This window comes from Mesorhizobium sp. M0518, from assembly GCF_040321125.1.
Lineage (GTDB): Bacteria > Pseudomonadota > Alphaproteobacteria > Rhizobiales > Rhizobiaceae > Mesorhizobium.
Map to the genome: position 1 here is coordinate 211,087 of NZ_JAMYQY010000008.1, position 23,646 is coordinate 234,732.

General features: G+C 64.2%; 18 protein-coding genes. 10 read left to right on the top strand and 8 right to left on the bottom strand.

The window, feature by feature from the left end; translation table 11 throughout:
- Positions 1 to 26: 26 nt before the first annotated feature.
- Positions 27 to 1,769, bottom strand: a complete 1,743-nt coding sequence (locus NKI66_RS14305; protein ID WP_352752047.1) for a hydantoinase B/oxoprolinase family protein — start codon at positions 1,767 to 1,769, stop codon at positions 27 to 29.
- A 16-nt stretch (positions 1,770 to 1,785) separates the two neighbouring features.
- Entirely contained in the window at positions 1,786 to 3,870 is a 2,085-nt protein-coding gene (locus NKI66_RS14310; RefSeq protein ID WP_352440645.1) for a hydantoinase/oxoprolinase family protein, read from the bottom strand.
- A gap of 220 nt (positions 3,871 to 4,090) precedes the next feature.
- Between NKI66_RS14310 and NKI66_RS14315 the strand changes: the two genes are divergently transcribed.
- The 5 genes from NKI66_RS14315 (at position 4,091) to NKI66_RS14335 (ending at position 10,629) form a co-directional block, all read left to right on the top strand.
- A complete protein-coding gene (locus tag NKI66_RS14315; protein WP_023810851.1) occupies positions 4,091 to 4,918 on the top strand; it encodes a ferredoxin--NADP reductase in 828 nt (275 codons plus the stop codon).
- A 151-nt stretch (positions 4,919 to 5,069) separates the two neighbouring features.
- Entirely contained in the window at positions 5,070 to 6,119 is a 1,050-nt protein-coding gene (gene deoC, locus NKI66_RS14320; protein WP_031213095.1) for a deoxyribose-phosphate aldolase, read from the top strand.
- A 72-nt stretch (positions 6,120 to 6,191) separates the two neighbouring features.
- Positions 6,192 to 8,564: an aldehyde dehydrogenase family protein gene (locus NKI66_RS14325; RefSeq protein ID WP_023810853.1), complete on the top strand. Its 2,373-nt coding sequence runs from the start codon at positions 6,192 to 6,194 to the stop codon at positions 8,562 to 8,564.
- Between the two features lie 269 nt (positions 8,565 to 8,833).
- A complete protein-coding gene (locus NKI66_RS14330) occupies positions 8,834 to 9,565 on the top strand; it encodes an SDR family oxidoreductase (protein ID WP_352752002.1) in 732 nt (243 codons plus the stop codon).
- 218 nt (positions 9,566 to 9,783) lie between these two features.
- Positions 9,784 to 10,629, top strand: a complete 846-nt coding sequence (locus NKI66_RS14335) for a fumarylacetoacetate hydrolase family protein (protein WP_352752004.1) — start codon at positions 9,784 to 9,786, stop codon at positions 10,627 to 10,629.
- A gap of 273 nt (positions 10,630 to 10,902) precedes the next feature.
- Here NKI66_RS14335 and NKI66_RS14340 read toward each other — a convergent pair whose 3' ends face one another.
- From NKI66_RS14340 to NKI66_RS14365, 6 genes are all read right to left on the bottom strand, one after another.
- A complete protein-coding gene (locus NKI66_RS14340; protein ID WP_023810856.1) occupies positions 10,903 to 11,901 on the bottom strand; it encodes an ABC transporter ATP-binding protein in 999 nt (332 codons plus the stop codon).
- A 58-nt stretch (positions 11,902 to 11,959) separates the two neighbouring features.
- Positions 11,960 to 13,021, bottom strand: coding sequence for a Gfo/Idh/MocA family protein (locus tag NKI66_RS14345; RefSeq protein ID WP_352752006.1), 1,062 nt, complete (start codon positions 13,019 to 13,021; stop codon positions 11,960 to 11,962).
- Positions 13,018 to 13,857 (bottom strand): carbohydrate ABC transporter permease, encoded by an 840-nt coding sequence (locus NKI66_RS14350; protein WP_127380895.1) that lies wholly within the window; start codon positions 13,855 to 13,857, stop codon positions 13,018 to 13,020. Before NKI66_RS14350 ends, NKI66_RS14345 begins: the two co-directional genes overlap by 4 nt.
- A 223-nt stretch (positions 13,858 to 14,080) precedes the next feature.
- A complete protein-coding gene (locus tag NKI66_RS14355) occupies positions 14,081 to 15,010 on the bottom strand; it encodes a carbohydrate ABC transporter permease (RefSeq protein WP_352752009.1) in 930 nt (309 codons plus the stop codon).
- Between the two features lie 239 nt (positions 15,011 to 15,249).
- Entirely contained in the window at positions 15,250 to 16,509 is a 1,260-nt protein-coding gene (locus tag NKI66_RS14360; protein ID WP_352752011.1) for an ABC transporter substrate-binding protein, read from the bottom strand.
- Positions 16,510 to 16,511: 2 nt separating this feature from the next.
- Positions 16,512 to 17,471, bottom strand: a complete 960-nt coding sequence (locus NKI66_RS14365; protein WP_352611525.1) for an N-acetylmuramic acid 6-phosphate etherase — start codon at positions 17,469 to 17,471, stop codon at positions 16,512 to 16,514.
- A gap of 198 nt (positions 17,472 to 17,669) precedes the next feature.
- Here NKI66_RS14365 and NKI66_RS14370 point away from each other — a divergent pair, with 198 nt between their 5' ends.
- The 5 genes from NKI66_RS14370 (at position 17,670) to NKI66_RS14390 (ending at position 23,641) form a co-directional block, all read left to right on the top strand.
- Entirely contained in the window at positions 17,670 to 18,551 is an 882-nt protein-coding gene (locus NKI66_RS14370) for a glucosamine kinase nucleotide-binding domain-containing protein (RefSeq protein WP_352752013.1), read from the top strand.
- A complete protein-coding gene (locus NKI66_RS14375) occupies positions 18,548 to 19,330 on the top strand; it encodes a GntR family transcriptional regulator (RefSeq protein WP_027040192.1) in 783 nt (260 codons plus the stop codon). The genes NKI66_RS14370 and NKI66_RS14375 overlap by 4 nt, the downstream gene beginning before the upstream one ends.
- Complete coding sequence (locus NKI66_RS14380) at positions 19,327 to 20,364, top strand: SIS domain-containing protein (protein WP_352752015.1); 1,038 nt, start codon at positions 19,327 to 19,329, stop codon at positions 20,362 to 20,364. Before NKI66_RS14375 ends, NKI66_RS14380 begins: the two co-directional genes overlap by 4 nt.
- Positions 20,361 to 21,539, top strand: coding sequence for an N-acetylglucosamine-6-phosphate deacetylase (gene nagA / locus NKI66_RS14385; protein ID WP_352752017.1), 1,179 nt, complete (start codon positions 20,361 to 20,363; stop codon positions 21,537 to 21,539). The genes NKI66_RS14380 and nagA overlap by 4 nt, the downstream gene beginning before the upstream one ends.
- Positions 21,540 to 21,601: 62 nt before the next feature.
- Positions 21,602 to 23,641, top strand: a complete 2,040-nt coding sequence (locus NKI66_RS14390; RefSeq protein ID WP_352752019.1) for an ABC transporter ATP-binding protein/permease — start codon at positions 21,602 to 21,604, stop codon at positions 23,639 to 23,641.
- Positions 23,642 to 23,646: the final 5 nt, after the last annotated feature.

Consider the following 23,646-nt stretch of genomic DNA (forward strand, 5'->3'; position numbering starts at 1 on the left):
ATCCAGGCCAGGCGATCGGTGGTGCGTTACCCGGCGCGCTGCTTGTTGGTCGCCGCCCGGTCGATGGCCAACTCCCCGGCCGAGAGGACAACGCCAAACTTTTCGGTGGCTTCCTCTGATGTGTAGTACCCCAGCGCCACGTCGCGCAGCACCAGATCCGGATCGCGCTGCAGCGGATCGCCGTAGCCGCCGCCGCCCGGCGTGCCGACGCGCACGCGGTCGCCGGCCTTGAGCGCAATGTCCTGCTCCTTCGAAAGGTGCAGCGGCACATGTTCCTCGCCATTGCGGAAGACGGTCACCATGTTGACCGCGCCGTCCTTGCCGCCGAGTGCGCCTTGGGGGCCGAAACGGCCGTGATCCATGACGAAAGAAGCACGGGCGTCGCCGCGCAGGATTTCAACCTCATAGGCGAGGCCGAAACCGCCGCGATGCTTGCCGGCGCCGCCTGAGCCTTCGCGCAGGGCATAATGACGGTAGAGCACCGGGAATGCCTGTTCCATGATCTCGACCGGCGGCGATTTAGAAATGCCGATGGTCGAGCAGCCATTGGTCAGCCCGTCATGGCCTGAATTGCCGCCATAGCCGCCGCCGGAGATCTGGTACATGACGTAGTCGCGGCCTCGTGCCGGGTCGTTGCCGCCAAGCGCGAAATTGCCACTGGAGCCGGCGGGGGCGGCCGTCACCTTCTCCGGCAACGCCTGCACCATCGCGGCGAACACCGCCTCGGCGATGCGCTGCGACACTTCGGCGGCGCAGCCCGAGACGGGGCGCGGGTATTTCGCGTCGAGGAAAGTGCCTTCCGGCCGCTTGACTTCAAGCGGCTCAAACGCGCCAGCGCTGATCGGCACATCCGGGAAAATATGGCGCATGGCGAGATAGACGGACGACAAAGTGGTCGCCAGCACGCTGTTCATCGGTCCGGCGCAGGGTTTTGACGAGCCGGTGAAGTCGAAGGTCAGCGTGTCGCCCTGTTTCTCGACGGCGAGCGCGATGGTCAGCGGCTCGTTGACCACCCCGTCGGAATCGACAAACGCCTTGGAATGGTAAGTGCCGTCGGGAATGGCTGAGATGTTGGCGCGCATCTGCTCGGCCGCGCGGCGGCGCAGTTCGGCGATCGCCTCGACAACGGTTTCGTCACCGTAACGATCCAGGATTCCGTTAAGCCGGTCCTGGCCGATCAGCAGTGCGGCGGCCTGGGCCCTGATGTCGCCGATGCGCTGGTCGGCGACACGGATGTTGGAGCAGATGATGGCGTAGATTTCCGGATCGAGCACGCCCTTCTTGAACAGTTTTACGGGCGGCAGTCGCAGGCCTTCCTGCTCGACCGCGGTCGCGGAGGCCGAAAAACCACCCGGCACCGAGCCGCCAATGTCTGGCCAGTGGCCGGTGTTGGACAGCCAGCAGAAGATTTTTCCGGCCCGGTAGACCGGCATGGCGAAGCGTACATCCATCAGATGGGTGCCGCCGAGATAGGGGTCGTTGACGATGTAGATGTCACCCGGCTCCGGGGCTAGGCAGCGGCCGTCGGCGATCATCTCGATCACCGTCCTGGTCGAATATTGCATGACGCCGACGAACACCGGCAGGCCTTGGCTTCCCTGCGCGATCAGCGAACCATCGACAGCCGAATAGATGCCGTCGGAGCGGTCGTTGGCTTCGGCGATGACAGGCGAGAAAGCGGCGCGAGAGAACGTAAGGTCCATCTCGTCGCAGACCTGTTGCAGGGCCGCCTGGAGGACCGAAAGGGTGATGGCGTCGAGTTTTGCCATATCAATGTCAGGCATCTCAGGCCTCGCCGATGTCGATGATGATGTTGCCGTCGGCGTCGCAGCGTGCGCGGTCGCCGGGCTCGAGCACGGTGGTGGCGTCCATCTGTTCGAGGATCGCCGGCCCTTCGATTTCAGCGTCAAGCGGCAGTTTTTCGCGTGCATATACCGGCGTATCGTGCCAACGCCCGCCATACCAGACCGGCCGGATTTCGCGCCTTGCCTCATCCAGCGTTGTTGCGCGCCCCGCCGGATCGATCAGCCGCGACAGATCGATCGCCGGACGCACGCCGGTCACCGACGTGTTGAGATTGACGAGGTTGGCGCGGATTTCCGGCAGTTCGACCTTGAAGCGGGCGAAATACGCCTTTTCGAAAAGCTGCTGCAGTGTTGCCCGCGTCACCGATGAGGACGGCAGCGGCACGTTGATGATGTGGGTCTGGCCGACGAACTGCATGTCGGCGGAGTGGGTAACGCGGATCGTCTCCGGCTTCACCGCTTCCTTGCCGATCAGCTCTTCACCTTCGTTTCGGTGGCGTTCCAATACAGTATGAAGCTGTTTTTCGTCGAGCACCGCCACCGGCTGGTTGATGGTGTTGACGAAGTCATGGCGCAGGTCGGCGACGACGCAGCCGAGTGCGTTGGTGATGCCCGGACGCGCCGGCACCAGCACCTTGGGCAGGCCGAGTTCGCGCGCCAGGGCGGTCGCATGCAGCGGGCCGGCGCCGCCAAAGGCGAACAGCGCGAAATCACGAGGGTCATGGCCGCGCGACACCGAGACCATGCGGATGGCGCCGGCCATCTTCATGTTGCCGAGCCGCAGCACCGCGCCCGCCGCCTCGACGCCGGACAGGCCGGTCGCCTTGCCGATCTTGTCCTCGAAAATGCTGGTGACGCGCTCTGATGTGACGGGATTTTGGACCGCCAGCAGCTTCTTCGGCGCCAGCCGGCCGAGCACCAGATTGGCGTCGGTAATGGTTGGCTCGAGGCCGCCACGTCCGTAGCAGATCGGGCCGGGATTGGCGCCGGCACTTTCCGGACCGATCTGGATCAGGCCGGCCGCATCGACGCGGGCGATCGAGCCGCCGCCGGCGCCGACCGTGTGCACCGCCACCATCGGCACATGGATCGGCATCGCATATTCGATCTCGATCTCGTTCGAGACTGCCGGCTCGGCATTGCGGATCAGCGCCACGTCGGTCGAGGTGCCGCCCATGTCATAGGTGACGAGGTTTTCGAAGCCGGCGCGTTTTCCGGTATAGGCGGCGGCGATGACGCCGGAGGCCGGGCCGGACATGACCGTCTTGGCCGATTCACGTGTGACGAAGCGGGCCGAGATCATGCCGCCATTGCCGTTCATGATCAGGAAGTCGCGGGCATAGCCTTTTGCGCCCAATTCCTTGCGCAGCCGCTCGACATAGCGCTCGAGGATCGGCTGCACGGAGGCGTTGACCGACGCGGTGACGCCGCGCTCGAACTCGCGCGCCTCCGACAGCAGCGCGTGGCCTGCCGTGATGTAGCCGTTCGGCCAGAGCTCGGCGGCGATTTCGGCGGCGCGCCGCTCATGTGCCGGGTTGGCGTAGGAATGCAGGAAATGGATGACGAGGGATTCGCAACCGGCCGCGATCAGCGTCTGCACGGCGTCGCGCATCTCGGTCTCGTCGAGCGGCGTGCGCACCGCGCCCGATGCTTCGACGCGCTCCGAGACTTCGAGCCTGAGATTGCGCGGAATGATCGGCACGAAGCTGCCGGTCATGCCATAGGCCTGCGGCCGCGTGCGCCGACCCAGTTCGATCACGTCGCGAAAACCGCGCGTGGTGATCATGCCGGTTTTCGCCAGCCGGCGTTCCAGCACCGCATTGGTGGTGGTGGTCGTGCCATGCACGATGAGGTCGATGCTATCGATGGCAAATCCGGTGGCGCCGAGTGCCGAAACGACACCGAAAGCCTGGTTGTCCACCGTGGTCGGCGTCTTGGCCAGATACACCCGGCCGCCGTCGCTTCCGTCGATCAGGAGCAGGTCGGTGAAGGTGCCGCCGACATCGATACCGGCGACGACATTTCCCCGGGAATTGCGCGCTTGCGCCGAAATATTCTCTTCCATCGTCGAAACCCGAAATGCGCGGACTACGGATATGCGCCAGTTTGGAAAGCTGTTTTAAGGGAGCATCTTGACGCAAATATCGTTTGTATACTAATAAATTCCGGACACAAGAGCTTGCCGCTTTGCAGTGTGCGAACAGCCCGCCGGGATCTGAATGGTCCGGGCGTGCAGGTGAAAGTTTGGCGCCCGCGTCCACGGTTGGGCCAGAAGGTTGGATTTGATGAACACCACATCCGCTCTCAACACCGTCGGCGCCCGACCGCTGCAGTTCCCGATTCCGGCCAACGTCTATGCCGAAACCGTCGTCTCGGTGAAGCACTACACCGACCGGCTGTTCTCGTTCCGCATCACCCGTCCGCAGTCGTTGCGCTTCCGCTCCGGCGAGTTCGTCATGATCGGCCTGCCCAATGCCGAGAAGCCGGTGTACCGCGCCTATTCGGTGGCAAGTCCGGCCTGGGACGAAGAGCTGGAATTCTTCTCGATCAAGGTGCCGGACGGCCCGCTGACCTCGGAGCTGCAGAAGATCCAGGTCGGCGACACCGTCATCATGCGCCAGAAGTCGACCGGCACGCTGGTGGTCGACGCGCTGACCCCGGCCAAGCGGCTGTTCATGATCTCGACCGGCACCGGCATCGCGCCTTTCGCCAGCCTGCTGCGCGACCCTGACACCTACGACAAATTCGATCAGCTGGTCCTGACCCATACCTGCCGCGACAATGCGGAACTCACCTACGGCCAGGAGCTGGTCGCGGCGTTGGAAAGCGACCCGCTGATCGGTGAACTGACCACTGGGCGCGTCACGCTCTACAATTCGACGACCCGCGAAGAGTCGGCACGCATGGGCCGCATCACCGCGCTGATCGGCTCCGGCAAGTTCTACAGCGATCTCGGCATCGACAAGCTCAGCCCGGAAACCGACCGCATCATGATCTGCGGCTCGATGCATATGCTGAAGGACGTCAAGGACCTGGCCGAAAGCCTCGGCTTCGAGGAAGGCTCGCTGAGCCATCCAGCGACTTTTGTCGTCGAGCGCGCCTTCGTCGGCTGAGCCGCACCAACATCTCGAAGTCTATGCTTTTGACCGCACGGTCAAAATTGCTGCTTTCGCCGCCTTTTTCGGTTATGACCGCCCGCAGGACTCGTGAAGTACGGCTTCACGGGCTATCTTCGGCACACGTCGCTGAATGAAAGGGCAGGAGATGAGCAGCACAATCCGAGAAGCCGATATCGGCTCGTCCAAGGTGACGCCGCTGCCGGCGCGTGCCGCCGCCAACACAGCCGTTCCACCGGACCATCGCATTGCGCGCAATCCCGGCATGAAGCTCGATCTCGGCTTCATGGAATCGGTGCGCAGCGTCAACCGCTCGGCGCTGGAACGGCGCGTCGCCAGCCTGACCAAGCGGCGCTCGATCAAGGCCGACAACCAGGCGGCCTGGCTGCTGCGCGCTGTCGCCTGCATGGATTTGACGACGCTGAATTCCAACGACACCGAGGAGCGTGTGCGCCGGCTCTGCGCCAAGGCGATCAATCCGTTCCGCCGCGACATCGTCGAGGGCCTGGGCATATCAGGTGAAACCATCCGCCCGGCCGCCGTCTGCGTCTACCATCCCTTCGTCACCACCGCCGTCGATGCCGTGCGCGGCGCCGGCATCCATGTCGCCGCCGTCTCCACCGCCTTCCCGCATGGTCTGGCACCCCTGTCGACCCGCCTGCAGGAAATCGAAGCCTCGGTCCGCGACGGCGCCGACGAGATCGACGTGGTCATTCCACGCGGGCTGGTGTTCGGCGCCAAATGGCGCGAGCTATACAATGAGATCGTCTCGATGCGCGCCGCTTGCGGTGACGCGCATCTGAAGGTCATCCTCGGCACCGGCGACCTCGCCACGCTGCGCAATGTCATGCTGGCCTCGATGGTAGCGATGATGGCAGGCGCCGACTTCATCAAGACCTCGACCGGCAAGGAAAGCGTCAATGCGACGCTGCCCGTCGGCCTCGCCATGGTGCGCGCCATCAGGGCCTATTTCGAGGAAACCGGCTATCTCATCGGCTTCAAGCCGGCCGGCGGCATTTCCACGGCCAAGGCCTCACTCGACTGGCTGGTGCTGATGAAGGAAGAACTCGGCCGCCCATGGCTGGAGCCGGACCTGTTCCGCTTCGGTGCGTCGAGCCTCTTGACCGACATCGAGCGCCAGCTCGAGCACCATCTGACCGGACACTATTCGGCCAATCATCGCCACGCGATGGCTTGAGAGATTTACCCCCACCCCGATCGGCAAGCCGATCGACCCTCCCACAAGTGGGAGGGGTGAAGGAGGCGCCCAATGAACATTCTCGACCGCTACCACGCCATGGAATACGGCCCGGCGCCGGAAGCCCGCAACGAGGCCGATGCATGGCTTGCCGCGCGCGATTTCGGCAAGGCGCTGTTCATCGGCGGCGACTGGAAAGCCGCGTCCGGCGGCAAGACTTTCGAAACCAGCGAGCCGTCTTCCGGCAAGCTGCTGGCCAAGATATCCGACGCCAATGCCGTCGACATCGACGCGGCGGTTGCGGCGGCCACCAAGGCGCTGCCGAAGTGGTCGGCAGCCTCGGGCTATCAGCGCGCCAAGGTGCTTTATGCCATCGGCCGCGCCATGCAGCGCCACCAGCGCCTGTTCGCAGTGCTTGAGACCATCGACAACGGCAAGCCGATCCGCGAAAGCCGCGACATCGACGTGCCGCTGGCGATCCGCCATTTCATACACCATGCCGGTTGGGCGCAGGCGCTGGACAAGGATTTCCCCGGCCACAAGGGTGTCGGCGTGGTCGGCCAGATCATCCCGTGGAACTTTCCGCTGCTGATGCTGGCCTGGAAGATCGCGCCGGCCCTCGCCGCCGGCTGCACCGTGGTGCTGAAGCCGGCCGAGTTCACGCCGCTGACATCAATCCTGTTTGCTGAGATCTGCGAGCGCGCCGGCGTGCCGAAAGGTGTCGTCAACATCGTGCAGGGCGGTCCTGAGGCCGGCGGGGCCATCGTCAACCATCCCGGCATCCAGAAGATCGCCTTTACCGGTTCTTCCGAAGTCGGCAAGATCATCCGGAAAGCCACCGCCGGCTCGGGCAAGAAACTGTCGCTGGAACTTGGCGGCAAGTCGGCCTTCATCGTCTTCGAGGATGCCGATCTCGACAGCGCCGTCGAAGGCCTGGTCGACGGTATCTGGTTCAACCAGGGCCAGGTATGCTGCGCCGGTTCGCGACTGCTGGTCCAGGAAGGCATCGCCGACGCCCTGATCGCCAAGGTCAAGACGCGGATGAGCCGGCTGCGCGTCGGCAGCCCGCTCGACAAGAACACCGATATCGGCCCGCTGGTCGACGCCACACAGCTCGAGCGCGTCAAGGGCCTGGTCGCCGAAGGTGCCAGGCAGGGCGCCGTCTGCTGGCAGCCGGATGCGGCGCTGCCGTCTTCCGGCTACTACCATCTGCCGACGCTCGCCACAGGTGTTTCGCCGGCTAACATATTGGCGCAAGAAGAGGTGTTCGGCCCTGTTCTGGCGACCATGACCTTCCGCAATACCGAGGAAGCGATCGAGCTCGCCAACAACACGCGCTATGGCCTCGCCGCCTCGGTGTGGAGCGAGAACGTCAACCTTGCCCTGCACGTCGCGCCGCAATTGAAGGCCGGCGTGGTCTGGGTCAACGGCACCAACATGTTCGACGCCGCCTGCGGCTTCGGCGGCTACCGCGAGAGCGGTTTCGGTCGCGAAGGCGGGCGCGAGGGCATGTTCGAATATCTCGCGGCGAAACTGCCGCTCGGCCAGATCATCAAGCCGGCGACGACCTCCGCACAGCCAGTCGAGCAGGCCGACGGCTCGGCAATCGACCGCACGGCAAAGCTATTCATCGGCGGCAAGCAGGTACGGCCGGACGGCAATTATTCGCTGGCTGTCGCCACCGCCAAGGGCAAGCTGGCCGGTGAGGTTGGTCTCGGCAGCCGCAAGGATATCCGCGATGCTGTCTCCGCAGCCCGCGCCTGTAGGGGCTGGCCCGAGGCGACCGCCTATAACCGCAGTCAGGTGCTTTACTATCTGGCCGAAAATCTCTCCGGCCGCGCCGCCGAGTTTGCCGCCCGCCTCACCGAGCTGACCGGCGCCAGCGCCAAGGCCGCGCGGGAAGAAGTAGAACAGTCCATAGAGCGCCTCTTCCTCTATGCCGGTCTGGCCGACAAGTTCGAGGGCCGCGTGCACCAGCCGCCGGCGCGTGCCGTGACGCTGGCGCTTCATGAACCGGTCGGCGTCGTCGGCATCGTCGCCCCCGACAGCTCGCCGCTGCTCGGCCTGATCTCGCTGGTCGCACCGGCGCTGGCCATGGGCAACACCGTGGTCGCGGTGCCTTCGGAGCGCTATCCGCTGCTGGCCACCGATCTCTACCAGGTCATCGAATATTCCGACGTTCCCTCAGGCGCCATCAACATCGTCACCGGTCGCAGCGCCGAACTTGCCGGCGTGCTGGCCAAGCATGACGATGTCGACGGGCTCTGGGTGTTCGCCGATGCTGAGACCTGCGCCCAGGCGGAAGCCGAGTCCATCGGCAACCTCAAGCGCATCTGGAGCGGAAATGGCCGCGGCCTCGACTGGGCATCCGACGAAGCCGCCGGCGACGCCTTCCTGCGCCGCGCCGTCGAGGTCAAGAATGTCTGGGTGCCTTACGGCGATTAATGTATGTCGCCCAAAAGTGCGCAGCGGTTTTGGGGCAACGACATATATAAAGGCAAAGAGCCAAAGCGCGTCGCGCGCTTTGAGCTCCCGCCGGCGCTGTAGAGACCGTGTTCGGGGTTGACGCACGGGCAGATGTTCTTTAACCAGAAAAAACATCTTTATCAGTGAACGGCCAACGGCGCAGGCCGCATGATCGCGCGTGACTGGCACATGACGCCTTGGCCAGCCGCAGGTAGACCCGGACTATCCCAGCGGACGAGGAGAACAGCATGGCGGATCTGGCAGGCAAGATCGTTGTCGTCACGGCAGCGGCGCAAGGCATCGGCAAGGCGAGCGCACTGGCGTTCGCAAAAGCTGGCGCCATCGTCCACGCCACCGACATCAACGAGGCACTGCTGGCGGAACTCGCCAGGACGCCAGGGATCAAGACCCGCAAGCTGGACGTACTCAACGACGAAGCCGTCAACGCCGCCTTTGCCGAGATCGGCGTCGTCGACGTGCTGTTCAATTGCGCCGGTTTCGTCCATTCCGGCTCGATCCTCGAGATGAAGGAAGCCGATCTCGATTTCGCGCTGAATCTCAATGTTCGCGCCATGATCCGCACCAGCCGGGCCGTGCTGCCCGGCATGCTGGAACGCGGCGACGGATCGATCATCAACATGGCCTCGCTGGCCAGTTCCACCAAGGGCGTGCCCAACCGCTTCGTCTATGGTCTGACCAAGGCCGCGGTCATCGGCCTGACCAAGGCGATCGCCGCCGACTATGTCGGCAAGGGCATACGCTGCAACGCCATCTGCCCCGGCACGGTCGAGAGCCCGTCGCTGCAGGACCGCATGCACGCGCAAGGCGACTACGATGCCGCCCGCGCCGCCTTCATCGCCCGCCAGCCGATGGGCCGGCTCGGCACGCCGGAGGAGATCGCGGATCTCGCCGTCTATCTGGCCGGCGCCACCTATACGTCAGGGCAGGCGTACAATATCGACGGCGGCTGGTCGATCTGACTGCGGAAATCTTGCGCGAGCCAGACGATCTGGCCCTTTCCCGGCGTTTGACAGGGGATCGAAGAGTCTGAAAATCCCGCGCGCCGCTATCTTGCATGGCGATCGCGCTTGTCCGTAGTCAGGTCGATGGGTACGGTCCGCCGGTTCCGCGAAGGCGCAATCGCCTTGGCGGAAAGTTTGCAAAAGGCCACGAGGCCGCAATCAGGAGAAGAATTTAGATGAAACTGCTGCGCTATGGCGAGGTGGGAAGCGAACGTCCCGGCCTGCTCGATGCGGATGGAACGATCCGTGATCTCTCCGCTCACGTTACCGATATCGGCGGCAAGACGCTCGATCCGGCATCGCTGGCGGCACTCGCCAACCTCGATCCGAAGTCGCTGCCAGCGGTTTCCGGCAGCCCGCGCCTCGGCGCCTGCGTTGCCGGCACCGGCAAGTTCATCTGCATCGGCCTCAACTATTCCGACCATGCCGCCGAAACCGGCGCCACCGTGCCGCCGGAGCCGATCATTTTCATGAAGGCAAGCTCGGCCATTGTCGGGCCGGATGACGACGTGCTGATCCCCCGCGGCTCGGAGAAGACCGACTGGGAAGTCGAACTGGCCGTGATCATCGGCAAAACCGCCAAATATGTCAGCGAGGCCGATGCGCTCGACTATGTTGCCGGCTATAGCGTTGCCCACGATGTCTCCGAACGCGCCTTCCAGGCCGAGCGCCAGGGCCAGTGGACCAAGGGCAAGTCCTGCGACACGTTCGGCCCGACCGGCCCGTGGTTGGTGACCAAGGACGAGGTAGCCGATCCGCAGAACCTCAAAATGTGGCTGACCGTCAACGGCAAGACGATGCAGAACGGCTCGACCAAGACCATGGTCTACGGCGTAAAGTATCTGGTGTCCTATCTCAGCCAGTTCATGTCGCTGCACCCCGGCGACATTATCTCCACCGGCACCCCGCCCGGCGTTGGCCTCGGCATGAAGCCGCCGGTGTTTTTGAAGGCAGGCGATGTGGTGGAGCTCGGCATTGAAGGCTTGGGGCAGCAGAAGCAGACGTTCAAGGCTGACGTGTAGGCTTCTCTGTTCTCTCCTTGTGTCTCTGGAATGAGAAGAGGAAGGGGCGGTTTCGCGCCTTTCCTCTACCCCGTCGATCGGGGGAGAGGTGGCGAGCGAAGCTCGAGGAGTGGGGGCTCGATCCGCTCGTCTGTCGAAGCGACTGTACTGACACGTCAGTCCCTATCCTATGGCGGTTTTGGCTTGGGTCCAGGTCTTCCCCCACTCCGTCGCCGCTTCGCGGCGCCACCCTCTCCCCCCTCCGGAGGGAGAGGAAAGGAAGAGGGTGTCAAGCTACTTCAACACCTTCCCATCAGCGCCAAACCGATACGTCTTCGCCGGATCCGGCGTCGCATACAGCGTGGCACCCGGCTCGGCATCATAAACACCAAAGATCCGCACGGTGATCAGACCGGCCTTCTCGCAGTCGAGATACAGGTTGGTGTCGGCGCCGAGATGCTCGGCGTGCACCACCGTTCCCTTCCAGGCGCCGGATTTCGGATCGACGGTCAAATGTTCCGGCCGCACGCCGATGGTCTTGGCGGTTTCGCCGAGGCGGGCGCCGTCGACGAAATTCATCTTCGGTGAGCCGATGAAGCCGGCGACGAACTCATTTGCCGGCGAATTGTAGAGCTCCATCGGGCCGCCGATCTGCTCAATCCTGCCGGCATTGAGCACGACGATCTTGTCGGCCAGCGTCATCGCCTCGACCTGGTCGTGGGTGACGTAGATCATCGTTGCCTTCAGCCGGCGATGCAGCTGCGCGATCTCCAGCCGCGTGTTGACGCGCAGTGCCGCATCGAGGTTCGAAAGCGGCTCGTCGAAGAGAAAAAGCTTTGGCTCGCGCACCACGGCGCGGCCGATGGCGACGCGCTGGCGCTGGCCGCCGGAGAGTTCGGCCGGCCGTCTTTCGAGATAGGGCTCCAGCGACAGCATCGATGACGCGATGCCGATGCGGCGCTCGATTTCGGCCGCCGGCGTTCCTGCCTGCTTGAGGCCAAGGCCCATATTGTTCTTCACCGTCAGATGCGGGTAGAGCGCATAGGTCTGGAACACCATGGCGATGCCACGCTTGGCCGGCGGCGTGGCCGAGACGTCCGCGCCGTCGATGACGACGCGGCCCGAGGTCGAATCCTCCAGTCCGGCAATGACTCGGAGCAAGGTCGACTTGCCGCAGCCAGACGGGCCGACGAAGACGACGAATTCGCCGTCGTTCACTTCGAGGTTGATGCCCTTCAGCACCTCGACCGGCCCGAAGGCCTTTTTCACGTTCTCAATGTTCAGCGAGCCCACGGCGATCCTCCGGATTGGAATGTGGGCGCGAATGCAACCCGTGACGACAATTCTGCGGTCACAATCGCACCGCCTTTCCACTGCGCACGCTCTCGTCTGCGGCAAGGCAGACGGCGAGCGATTTGACCGCGTCGTCCATATGTTTGGTGAGATCCAGATCCTCGCGGATCGCCTTCAGCACGAAGGCCTGTTCGAGGTCGCAGAGGTCCTGATGGCCGGGTTCGCCTGCCATCGACAGCATTTCGTCGGCCTTGAGAAACTTGCCGTCCGCGCCGGTCGCGGCGCTGTGCAGGCGAATGGTCGAGGTCTTGGTGTGGGTGTCGATGTCGTCGGACTTGACGCCTTCCTTCATCACGATCGATACGCAGCCCTTGGGCGAGATCACGTCTTTCACGAAGAACGCCGTTTCCGAAATCATCGGCCCCCAGCCGGCCTCATACCAGCCGACCGACCCGTCATCGAACAGCACCTGCAGATGGCCGTAATTGTACATCGAGGGTGCCACCTCCTCGGTCAGCCGCACGCCCATGCCACGCACCTCGATCGGTTTGGCATCGGTGATCTGCAGCATGACGTCGAGATAGTGCACGCCGCAGTCGACGATCGGCGACGTCGTCTGCATCAACTGCTTGTGCGTCTCCCAGGTGTGGCCCGAGGATTGCTGATTGAGGTTCATGCGGAAAACGTAGGGGCCGCTTAGCTTGCGCGCTTCGGCGATCAGCCTGATCCAGGACGGGTGATGGCGCAGGATATAGCCGATCACCAGTTTTCTGCCATTGGCCTTCGCCGCCGCGACGACGCGCTTGGCGTCGGCCACCGTCGTTGCCAGCGGCTTTTCGACGAAGACATGGCAACCGGCCTCGAACGCCCTCACCGCATAGTCGGCATGGCTGTCGGAATAGGTGGCGATGCAGGCGACATCGGGCTTTTCGTCACGCAGGGCTTCATCGAAGGAGCGCCTTATGCCGTAACCCGACAGCCTGTCCGGCAGCGGCACGTCGGAGCGGTTGATCAGCGCTGCGATCTGAAAACCTGGATTGGCATGGTAGGCCAGCGCGTGGCTGCGGCCCATATTGCCGAGGCCGGCAACGACGACGCGAAGAGGTGTTTCAGAGTTCACTTGACGGCTCCGGACGTGATGCCGCGGATCAGCTGCCGCGAGAAGATGACGTAGAGGATCAGCACCGGCATGATCGCCAGCGACAGTGCGGCCAGGATGGCGTTCCAGTTGGTGACGAACTGGCCGAGGAAGAGCTGGGCGCCGAGCGTCACCGTCTTGGTTTCTTCTGACGGCGCCAGGATCAGCGGGAACCACAGATCGTTCCAGATCGGGATCATGGTGAAGACGGCGACGGTTGCCATCGAGGGCCTGACCAGCGGCAGCACCAGGCGGAAGAAGATGGTGTATTCGGACAGGCCGTCGATGCGGCCGGCATTCTTCAGATCGTCGGACACCTGCTTCATGAATTCCGACAGGATGAACACGGCAAGCGGCAGGCCCTGCGCGGTGTAGACCAGGATCAGCGCCGTCAGCGTGTTGACCAGCCCGCTCGCCACCATCAATTGCAGGATGGCGACGGTGCCCAGCCGGATCGGGATCATAATGCCGAGCGCCAGATAAAGCCCCATCAGCGAGTTGCCGCGGAAGCGGTATTCCGACAGCGCGAACGCCGCCATGGCGCCGAACAACAGCACGAAGAACAGCGAGGCGACGGTGACGACGAGGCTGTTCTGGAAATAGTGGATGAAGTCGCCCTGGCCGATCACCGTCGTGTAGCCGATCAGGTCGAAGGTTTTGGGCGTCGGCGGCGTCAGCGGCGCGCCGAAGATGCCCGCGCGCGACTTGAACGAGTTCATGATGACGAGGATCACCGGAAACAGCGCGATCGCCGTGTAGGTCAACAGGATCGCGTGGGCGCCGATGGTGCGGGGCACGGAACGGGTGGCGGTGCTCATTGGGAGGTCTCCTGACGCACACTTCCAAGGAATGGCGCCAAGGCACCCCCCTCTGTCCTGCCGGACATCTCCCCCGCAAGGGGGGAGATCGGATGTCGCGACTGCTTTCGCCAATCACCAACGCAGCAAGATGGCCGGCAAGGCCAACGCTGCCAATCTCCCCCCTTGCGGGGGAGACGGCCGGCAGGCCAGAGGGGGGTGTTCAAGCTCGACATCTCGCCCCTCAGAACTGGTAGCGACGCAGGCGCGTCTGGACGAGGAAGAGGTAGACGCAGACGCCGCCGAGGATGATCAGGAACATCATCGTGGCGATCGCCGCGCCCATATTGGGGTCGCCGGTCTGCAGCTGGAAACCGAAGAAGGCGCGATAGAGGAAGGTGCCGAGAATGTCGGTCGAATAGTTTGGCCCGGCGAGCGCCCCTTGCGCGGTGTAGATCAGGTCGAAGGCGTTGAAATTGCCGACGAAGGTGAGGATCGAGATGATGCCGATCGATGGCAGGATCAGCGGCAGCTTGATCTTCCAGAACTGCGACAGGCCGGTAATGCCGTCGCATTCGGCCGCCTCGATCACCTCTTCGGGAATCGACAGCAGGGCTGCGTAGATCAGCATCATCGGGATGCCGACGAACTGCCACACCGAGATCAGGCTAAGCGCCGTCAGAGCATATTGCTCCTTGCCCAGCCACGGCGTGAACAAGCTTTTCAGGCCGACAAGATCCATCAGATGCGGCGCCACGCCCCACAGCGGCGACAGGATCAGCTTCCAGGCGAAGCCGACGATGACGAAGGACAGGATCGTCGGAACGAAGATCGCCGTGCGGTAGAAGGCCGCGAATCTCAGTCTCGGGCTGGACAGCAGCGCGGCCAGCATGACGCCGATCGGGTTCTGCACCAGCATGTGGATGATGAAGAACCAGGTGTTGTTCCTGAGCGCGTTCCAGAAACCCACCGACCAGTTGGGGTCGCCGAACAGGGTGCGGAAGTTTTGCAGCCCGACGAAGACCTGGTGCTGCTCGATGTTGCGGAACAGCGACAGCTGCAGCGTGCCGGCGAGCGGCAGGATCATGATCGCCGTGTAGACGAGCACCGCCGGCGCCAGGAAGATGCCGATGTGCCAGCGGAACGGTCTTTTCGGTCGTGTTTCTGCGGCCATGAGTTCGGTCCCCGCCGTCTCTCGGTTCCAAAGGGTATCGATCTAGATGATGCCTCGATGCACGGCCCGACCGTTCTTGCCCGATGCGGCAAGAACAAAGGCCTGCGACTGGTCAGCTAGCCTTGCCCCACAACAGCGAGGGTAAGGCCGAGAGGCGGTGCCGACAATCGCAATCTGAAAAACCAGGATAGTCCGAGACCGGCCAGGCATACGCCCGGCCGATCTCGTTGCCTGAGCGCTTACTTGGCCGGCTTGTACCAGCTGTCGAGACCGGTCTGCAGCTTCTTGGCTGCAGCGTCCGGGGTGTCGGTGCCGTTGATGACGTTGGCCGATTCAACCCAGGTCTCGTTCTCGAGGTTCGGCGTGCCGCGCGACAGGATCTGGTAGGTCGAGCGGATCGTCGACTTGCACTTGCCGCGCCAGGAGACGAATTCCTGCGCCAGCGGGTCTTCCATCTTCACCGGCGCGGAGTTCAGGCTGAAGAAGCCCGGCAGCGCGTTGGCATAGATGGTGGCGAAATCCGGCGAAGCGACCCAGGACAGGAAGGTCTTGGCCGCATCGGCGTTCTTCGAAGCCGCATTCAGGCCCATGCCGATATCGGTATGGTCGGAGATGTAGCAGGTGTCGCCGGCCTTTTCGACCGGCGGCGGGAAGGCGCCCATCTTGAACTGGGCCTGGGTGTTGAACAGGCCGATTTCCCACGAGCCGGCCGGGTAGATGGCGGCGCGGCCGAGCGTGAACAGGTTCTGGCTGTCCGGATAGGTCTGCGCCTCGAAACCGTCACCCAGATAAGGCTTCCACTTGGCCAGTTCCTCATACGGCGCGACCCAGTCCTTGTCGGTCAGCTTCTGATCGCCCTTGATCAGCGCTGCGCGGCCGTCCTCGCCCTTCCAGTAGTTCGGGCCGATGTTCTGGTAGCCCATGGTCGCGGCTTCCCAGAGATCCTTGGTGCCCATCGCCATCGGGATGTAGGTGCCGTCGGCCTTGATCTTCTCGAGCGCGGCGAAGAACTCGTCGCGGGTCTCCGGCACCTTGATGCCGAGCTTTTCGAAGGCGTCCTTGTTGTAGATGAAGCCGTGAATGACCGAGGCCATCGGCACGCAGAAGCTCGCCTTGCCGTCGTCGGTCTGCCAGGCGGACTTTGCCACGGGCGAGAAGTTCTCCATGCCGGGCAGCGCCGAGAGATCGGCAAGGTTGCCCTTCTTGAACAGCTCGAGCGACTTGTCGAATGGGCGGCAGGTGATCAGGTCGCCCGCCGAGCCGGCGGCGAGCTTGGCGCCGAGCGCTGCGTCATATTCGGTCGGAGCCGACGGCGCGAACACCACCTTGATGCCCGGGTTCTTGGCTTCGAAGGCCGGGATCAGCTTGTCCTTCCAGATGGCAAGGTCGTCACCGCGCCAGCTTTCGATGTTGAGCGTTACGTCTGCGGCAGAAGCAACCCCGGCCGAGCCGAGAATGCTGGTGCCCAAAAGCAGTGCCGTCAGTAGTTTCGTTGTCATGCTCAGTCTCCCTGTTGACCTTTTTCAGGTTCGGTTTTGATGAGAACGGAGGCAGTGCGCCCCTTGCTCCCCTCTATAGCGGAAAGGGCCGGCCGCAGCTTCTGGCCGGCCTCTTCCAGTATCTTCTGCGCCGCGTCAGTGCTGTCGGCGCCTGCTGCGAGCAGAATGGCGGTCTTGACCGCGCCGCCGCTCTTCTCGAGCAGACGGGCCGCTTCGTCCGTGCCGCGCCCGCTGATCGCGGCGACGATGCGCGCCGCGCGGTCGCGCAGCTTGATGTTGTCGGCCATGAGATTGACCATGTAGCCGTCATGCACATGGCCGAGATGGATGGCGGTCAGCGTCGACAGCATGTTGAGCGCGATCTTCTGGGCAGTGCCGGCGCCCATGCGCGTAGAGCCGGCGATCAGTTCCGGCGGTGTTTCGAGCAGGATGGCGGTTTGTGCCTGGCGCAGCAGCGCAGAGTCCCTGTTGTTGGCGATGCCGATGGTGGCGGCGCCCCGACGGGCGGCTTCCTCGATCGCCTTGACGGCATAGGGCGTCGTGCCGCTGGCGGAAATGGCGATCAGGCAGTCGCCCTTGCCGAGGCCGGCCTTGGCGACCGCTGCCGCGGCCTCCTCGGTATCGTCTTCCGGCCCGCCGGCCAATGTGCGGAAAGCGTCGTCGCCGCCGGCGATCAGGATAGCAATGCGGTCGCGGTGAATACCGAAGGTGCCGGGCAATTCAAGCGCATCGGCCAGCGCCATCAGGCCGGAGCTGCCGGCCGCCGCATAGGCAAGCTTGCCGCCACTCTTCAACCCACCGGCGATGATTTCTGCTGCCCTGGCGATGGACGGGATGGCATGGCGCACAACTTTTGCGGCTTCGATCTGCGCGTCGGCCAAATAGGAAAGGATGGCGTCCGGGGCTTGGATATCCAGCCCCTCGGCATTCTGGTGAAGCGCTTCGGTGCGCGTTTCGGCCATCCCGGTTCCTCCAATACCAGAACAATACCAAAAAAATACCACTTGTCCACACGCATTAACGAATTCGCTGGCCAGAAATCGCTGAGCCGACGAAATGCATAGGTTTTTCAATAAAATACGGCTTAATCTTTTTGAAACGGAAATTAACCCTTGGCTATTGGTATTTTATTGGTATTATCCGCATGGAGGAGAAACCACGTGAATCTCGTGCTCGGAATCGATGGTGGCGGCACCAGCTGCAGGGCTGCCCTGGCAACAGCGGATGGCACTGTTGTTGGCCGCGCCAAAAGCGGCGCCGCCAACATACGCACCGACCTGACCGGCGCCCGCTCGAACATCGTCGAGGCCGCCAGGCAGGCGTTCCTCGCCGCCGGGCAGGATCCGGAACTGATCTCGCAAACACCCGCAATTCTCGGCCTTGCCGGCGCCAATGTCGGCACCTACCGGCAGCAGCTTGAAGCGATCCTGCCATTCAGCATCAGCCGCGTCGAGACCGACGCCGAGATCGCGCTGGAAGGCGCTGTCGGCTCCGGCGACGGCGCCATGGCGATCTTCGGCACCGGCACCGCCTATATGGCGCGCAGACAAGGCAAATCGCGCGCCATCGGCGGCTGGGGCTTCCAGGTTGGCGACCAGGGCAGCGGCGCCCGTATCGGCCGCGACCTGCTCGAACAGACACTGCTTGCCTATGATGGCGTTCGCGCCGGTTCGCCGCTGACCCAGAGCATGCTGGCCGTCTTCCGCAACAACCCGGAGGACGTCGTCGAATTCACCACCAATGCCAAGCCGGGCGACTTCGGCGGCTTCGCACCCAAGGTGTTCGAGCATGCCGAAAAGGGCGACAGCGTCGCCAACTGGATCCTCGACAGGGTGGTCGCCGACGTCGAAGCCTCGCTCGGCGCGCTCGACCTTGCCGACGACGCGCCGCTGTGCCTGCTCGGCGGGCTGGCGCCGCTCTACGCGCCGCGGCTGTCTGCCCGCTATCGGGCGCTGCTGAAGCCGCCGCTCGACGACGCGCTGGGCGGCGCGGTGCAGATGGCGGTTCGCCTTTTCGCCGGACACGCGGAGGCAGCTCGATGAGCGAGGCCGCCGACCAGATCTTCGCCACGCTCAAACATCAGGCGCAAAGCGGCGCGCCGCTTTATCTGCAGCTTCGCAAGAGCATCGAGGACGCGGTCAATCGCGGCCTGATCGGGCCGGGCGACGCGCTGCCTTCCGAGCGCGACATCGCCACCAAGGCCGATATTTCGCGGGTCACCGTGCGCAAGGCGGTGCAGGACCTCGTCAAGGGCGGCATCCTGGTGCAGCGCCACGGCTCCGGCACTTTCGTGGCGCCGCGCATGGAGCGTGTCGAACAGTCGCTATCGCGGCTGACCTCGTTCACCGAAGACATGGCGCGGCGCGGCATGGCTGTGCGTTCGGCATGGCTCGACCGCGGCCTTTACGCACCTTCGCCCGACGAGATGATGGTGCTCGGCCTGTCCTCGAGCGAACTGGTGGCGCGCGTGGCGCGCCTGCGCATCGCTAACGACACGCCGCTGGCGATCGAGCGCGCCTCGCTGTCGGCCAGCGTGTTGCCCGATCCGGCTGATATAGGCTCCTCGCTCTATGCGGCGCTGGAATTGACCGGCAACCGGCCGGTGCGGGCGGTGCAGCGCATTTCCGCCGCCAATCTCGGCGACAGCGACGCGCGCCTGCTCGAAGTGCCGCCAGGCATTGCCGGCCTGCACATCGAACGCATCTCCTATCTGGCGAGCGGCAAGGTGATCGAATTCACCCGCTCCATCTACCGGGGCGACGCCTATGATTTCGTCGCCGAACTGCGGCTGACAGGGCCGAGCGAAGAGGGCCGACCATGAGCACGACCGAAATGACCCATATGCGGCGCGAGATCGAGGAGGTCCCGCAAGCGGTCGCCCGCCTGCTCGACGGCTCCGGCGCCGTGCTGACCGAGGCCGGGCGCGGCATCCGCGAACGCGACCCGCAGTTCGTCGTCACCGTGGCACGCGGCTCCTCCGACCATGCCGCCACCTTCATGAAATACGCCGTCGAGCTGACCGCCGGCCTGGCGGTCGCATCGGTCGGCCCATCGATCGCCTCGATCTACGGCCGCAAGCTCAGGCTCGCCGGCTCGGCCTGCCTGGCGATCTCGCAGTCGGGCAAGAGCCCCGATATCGTCGCCATGGCCGAAACCGCGCGGGCGGGGGGCGCGCTGACCATCGCCATCACCAACACCGCCGATTCGCCGCTGGCGCGCGCATCGGACTATGCGATCGATATCCTGGCCGGCCCCGAGCGCAGCGTCGCGGCCACCAAGACCTTCATCAATTCCACTGTGGCTGGTCTTGCCTTGATGGCGCATGCCACCGGCGACGATGCGCTGTTGGCCGCACTTGCCCGCCTGCCGGAACATTTCAGCAAGGCGATCGCCTGCGACTGGATGAGCGTGCTGTCTGAGACGATCGAGAAGCAGAAGTCGCTGTTCATCCTCGGCCGCGGACCGTCGGCGGCGATGGCCAACGAAGCGGCGCTCAAATTCAAGGAGACCTGCGGCATGCATGCCGAGGCCTACAGCGCGGCCGAAGTCATGCACGGCCCGCTGGCGCTGATCGGCCCCGATTTTCCGGTGCTGGCGCTGGCCGCGCGCGACGCCTCCGAGCCGTCCATCGCCGAGGCCGCCGACAGCCTGGCGGCCAAGGGCGCGCCGGTGTTCGTCACCTCGTCACTTGGCAAACGCGCCGTGCGCCTGCCGCATGTCGCCACCGGCCATCCGCTGACCGATCCGCTGACGCTGATCGTCTCCTTCTACATGTTCGTCGAGGCCTTTGCCCGCCATCGCGGTCTCGACCCGGACACGCCGCGCAATCTTCGCAAGGTGACGGAGACAGTATGAGCGATCGCTTTGCCCTGACTGGCGCCCGGATTTTCGATGGGGACGACTGGCATGAAGGCCACGCACTTGTCGTGCGCGACGGTCTCGTCGAGGCCATTTTGCCCACCGGCGCTATCCCCTCGGATATCCGCGTCGTCGACACCGGCGGCGGCCTTCTGGTGCCGGGGTTCGTCGACCTGCAGGTCAATGGCGGCGGCGGCGTCATGCTCAACGACCACCCCGATGTCGCTTCCATCGAGACCATCTGCCGCGCACATGCGCCCTTCGGCACGACGGCGCTGCTGCCGACGCTGATCACCGACACGCCTGCAATCACGGCCGCCGCTGTCGCCGCCGGCGAGGCAGCGGCGCGCCAGAAGGTGCCTGGGTTTCTCGGACTGCATCTCGAAGGCCCACATCTGTCGGTCGCCCGCAAGGGCGCACATGATCCGGCGCTGATCCGGCCGATGACGGACGCCGACCAGGCGATGCTGATCGCCGCGCGGCAAAAACTACCGGTGCTGCTCACCACCATTGCCCCTGAATCCGTCGAGCCGGCGCGCGTCGCGGCACTCGCCAGGGCCGGCATCATCGTCAGCCTTGGCCACTCCGGTACCGGCTATGCCACCGCCAGCGCCTTTGCCGCGGCCGGCGCCTCGATGGTCACCCATCTGTTCAACGCGATGAGCCAGATCGGCAATCGCGAACCTGGACTGGCGGGGGCTGCCATCGACATCGGCAGCTTGTCCGCCGGTCTCATCGCCGACGGCATCCATGTCGACCCGGCCACCATCAAGATCGCGCTGCGCGCCAAGCAGGGGCCGGCCAGGATCGTGCTGGTCACCGACGCCATGGCGACAATCGGCACCGACATGACGTCGTTCACGCTCAACGGCCGCACCATCTATCGAAGGGACGGCAGCCTGAGGCTGGCCGACGGAACGCTGGCGGGCGCCGATCTCGATATGATCTCGGCCGTTCGTTTCATCCACCGCGTCGTCGGGGTCGAGCTTTCCGAGGCTTTGCGCATGGCCTCACTCTATCCGGCCCAAGCAATCGGCCAGTCGCACCGGCTTGGCCGATTCGCCAACGGCACGGCTGCGGATATTGTCGCGCTGTCGGACGATCTCGACACGAAGGGCGTCTGGATCGGCGGTGAAAAGGTTTTTGCGGCCGGCTCCGACACTGCGCGTTGATTTCAGGTTCAAGTCGGCTGACGTCATGAAACCTTTTGATTTTGAGGTCGTTGTCGGAGCGTATGTCCGAGGCGAAACCCAAATTGAAACAGGCCGACGGCATCAAACCGCGCGGCGCCTTGAAGCCGCGCCAGCAAGCGCCGCGTGACCAGAGGCCGCGCCACGACGATTTGCGCGAAAAAAAACCGTCGACTGCCGAGGCTGCCCCGGAGGTCGACGGCCAGCCGGGGCCACCGCCGGAGGCTGTCGAGCCCGATCCGCAACTGACGCCCGAAGAGGCCGAGCAGGCGCGCAAGAAATATCTGCTGCGGCGTTTCTGGATCAGCGCGCGCGGTTACTGGAGCCGGCGCGGCGACCGGCTCGCTTGGCCATTGACGATAGGGGTGCTGCTGCTGATCTGCATCAATATCGGCTTCCAGTATGGCATCAATGTCTGGAACCGCTCGATGTTCGATGCGCTCGAGCAGCGCAACGCCCGCAGCGTCTATTTCCTCAGCGCCGTCTTCGTGCCGCTGGTGATCTGCAGCGGCAGCCTTGTCGTCGCGCAGGTCTACCTGCGCATGACGATCCAGCGCCGCTGGCGTTCCTGGCTGACCACTGCGGTCATTGCGCGCTGGCTGGCAAGCGGTCGCTACTACCAACTGAACCTCGTCGGCGGCGACCACCAGAACCCCGAGGCCCGCATGACCGAGGATTTGCGCATCGCCACCGAGTCGCCGGTCGATTTCATCGCCGGCGTTCTCAACGCGTTCCTGTCGGCCTCGACCTTCATCGTCGTGCTGTGGACCATCGGCGGCGCGCTCACCCTGCCGATCGGCGGCGAGAGCATTACCATTCCCGGCTTCCTGGTCATCACCGCGATGATCTATGCCGCCATCACCTCGACCTCGATGGTGGTCATCGGCCGCAATTTCGTCCAGCTCTCCGAGCGGAAGAACCAGGCGGAGGCCGAATTGCGCTACACGCTGACGCGCGTGCGCGAAAACGGCGAGAGCATCGCCTTGCTGGGCGGCGAGGAGGAGGAGCGCAGCGGCATCGACAGGAATTTCGGCCATGTGCTGAGGCAATGGGCGCTGCTGACAGGCCAGCACATGCGCACGGCGGCGGTGTCGCAGGGATCGAGCCTGTTTGCGCCGGTCGTGCCGATCCTGCTGTGCGCGCCAAAATTCCTCGAAGGCTCAATGACGCTTGGCGAGGTGATGCAGGCAGCGTCTGCCTTTGGTATCGTGCAAGGCGCGTTCGGATGGCTGGTCGACAACTACCCGCGTCTTGCCGACTGGAACGCCTCCGCGCGGCGCATAGCTTCGCTGATGATGTCGCTCGACGGGCTCGAGCGTGCGGAGCAAAGCGACGCGCTCGGACGCATCCAGCACGGCGAAACCGATGACGGTGCGATGCTCAGCCTCGACAATCTCTCCGTCACGCTCGACGACGGCACCGCCGTGGTCAAGGAGACCGAGGTTGCAATCGAACCCGGTGAGCGGGTGCTGGTGGCCGGCGAATCCGGCTCAGGCAAGTCGACGCTGGTGCGGGCCGTCGCGGGCCTATGGCCGTGGGGCGGCGGCGGCGTCAATTTCCACGCCGGCAGGCGACTGTTCATGCTGCCGCAACGCCCCTACATCCCCTCGGGCACGCTTCGCCGCGCGGTCGCCTATCCCGCGGCGGCGGACAAGTGGACGATCAAACAGATCAAGGCCGCCCTCGACAAGGTCGGCCTTGCCTATCTTGCCGAAAGGATCAAGGAAGAAGCGCCATGGGACCAGACGCTGTCGGGCGGCGAAAAGCAGCGCCTCGCCTTCGCGCGCCTGCTGCTGCACCGCCCCGATATCGTCGTGCTGGATGAAGCAACCTCGGCGCTCGACGAGAAGAGCCAGGACACCATGATGGCGACGGTGATCCGCGAATTGCCTGATGTCACCATCATCAGCGTGGCGCACCGGGCCGAGCTGGAAGCCTTCCACAGCCGCAAGATCACCCTCGAACGGCGCGAGGGCGGCGCCAAGCTTGTCAGCGACATCAATCTCGCCCCACGCAAGCGCAACCTGCTGAAGCGCGCCTTGTGGGGTTCCGGCAGCCGGGCCGAAAGGCCGCGCAAGGAGTAAGGCGC

Bases quoted from the DNA above. Each gene is read 5' to 3' on its own strand.
- NKI66_RS14305 (WP_352752047.1), bottom strand. From the start codon at position 1,769: ATGGCAAAACTCGACGCCATCACCCTTTCGGTCCTCCAGGCGGCCCTG.
- NKI66_RS14310 (WP_352440645.1), bottom strand. From the start codon at position 3,870: ATGGAAGAGAATATTTCGGCGCAAGCGCGCAATTCCCGGGGAAATGTC.
- NKI66_RS14315 (WP_023810851.1), top strand. From the start codon at position 4,091: ATGAACACCACATCCGCTCTCAACACCGTCGGCGCCCGACCGCTGCAG.
- deoC (WP_031213095.1), top strand. From the start codon at position 5,070: ATGAGCAGCACAATCCGAGAAGCCGATATCGGCTCGTCCAAGGTGACG.
- NKI66_RS14325 (WP_023810853.1), top strand. From the start codon at position 6,192: ATGAACATTCTCGACCGCTACCACGCCATGGAATACGGCCCGGCGCCG.
- NKI66_RS14330 (WP_352752002.1), top strand. From the start codon at position 8,834: ATGGCGGATCTGGCAGGCAAGATCGTTGTCGTCACGGCAGCGGCGCAA.
- NKI66_RS14335 (WP_352752004.1), top strand. From the start codon at position 9,784: ATGAAACTGCTGCGCTATGGCGAGGTGGGAAGCGAACGTCCCGGCCTG.
- NKI66_RS14350 (WP_127380895.1), bottom strand. From the start codon at position 13,857: ATGAGCACCGCCACCCGTTCCGTGCCCCGCACCATCGGCGCCCACGCG.
- NKI66_RS14355 (WP_352752009.1), bottom strand. From the start codon at position 15,010: ATGGCCGCAGAAACACGACCGAAAAGACCGTTCCGCTGGCACATCGGC.
- NKI66_RS14360 (WP_352752011.1), bottom strand. From the start codon at position 16,509: ATGACAACGAAACTACTGACGGCACTGCTTTTGGGCACCAGCATTCTC.
- NKI66_RS14365 (WP_352611525.1), bottom strand. From the start codon at position 17,471: ATGGCCGAAACGCGCACCGAAGCGCTTCACCAGAATGCCGAGGGGCTG.
- NKI66_RS14375 (WP_027040192.1), top strand. From the start codon at position 18,548: ATGAGCGAGGCCGCCGACCAGATCTTCGCCACGCTCAAACATCAGGCG.
- NKI66_RS14380 (WP_352752015.1), top strand. From the start codon at position 19,327: ATGAGCACGACCGAAATGACCCATATGCGGCGCGAGATCGAGGAGGTC.
- nagA (WP_352752017.1), top strand. From the start codon at position 20,361: ATGAGCGATCGCTTTGCCCTGACTGGCGCCCGGATTTTCGATGGGGAC.
- NKI66_RS14390 (WP_352752019.1), top strand. From the start codon at position 21,602: ATGTCCGAGGCGAAACCCAAATTGAAACAGGCCGACGGCATCAAACCG.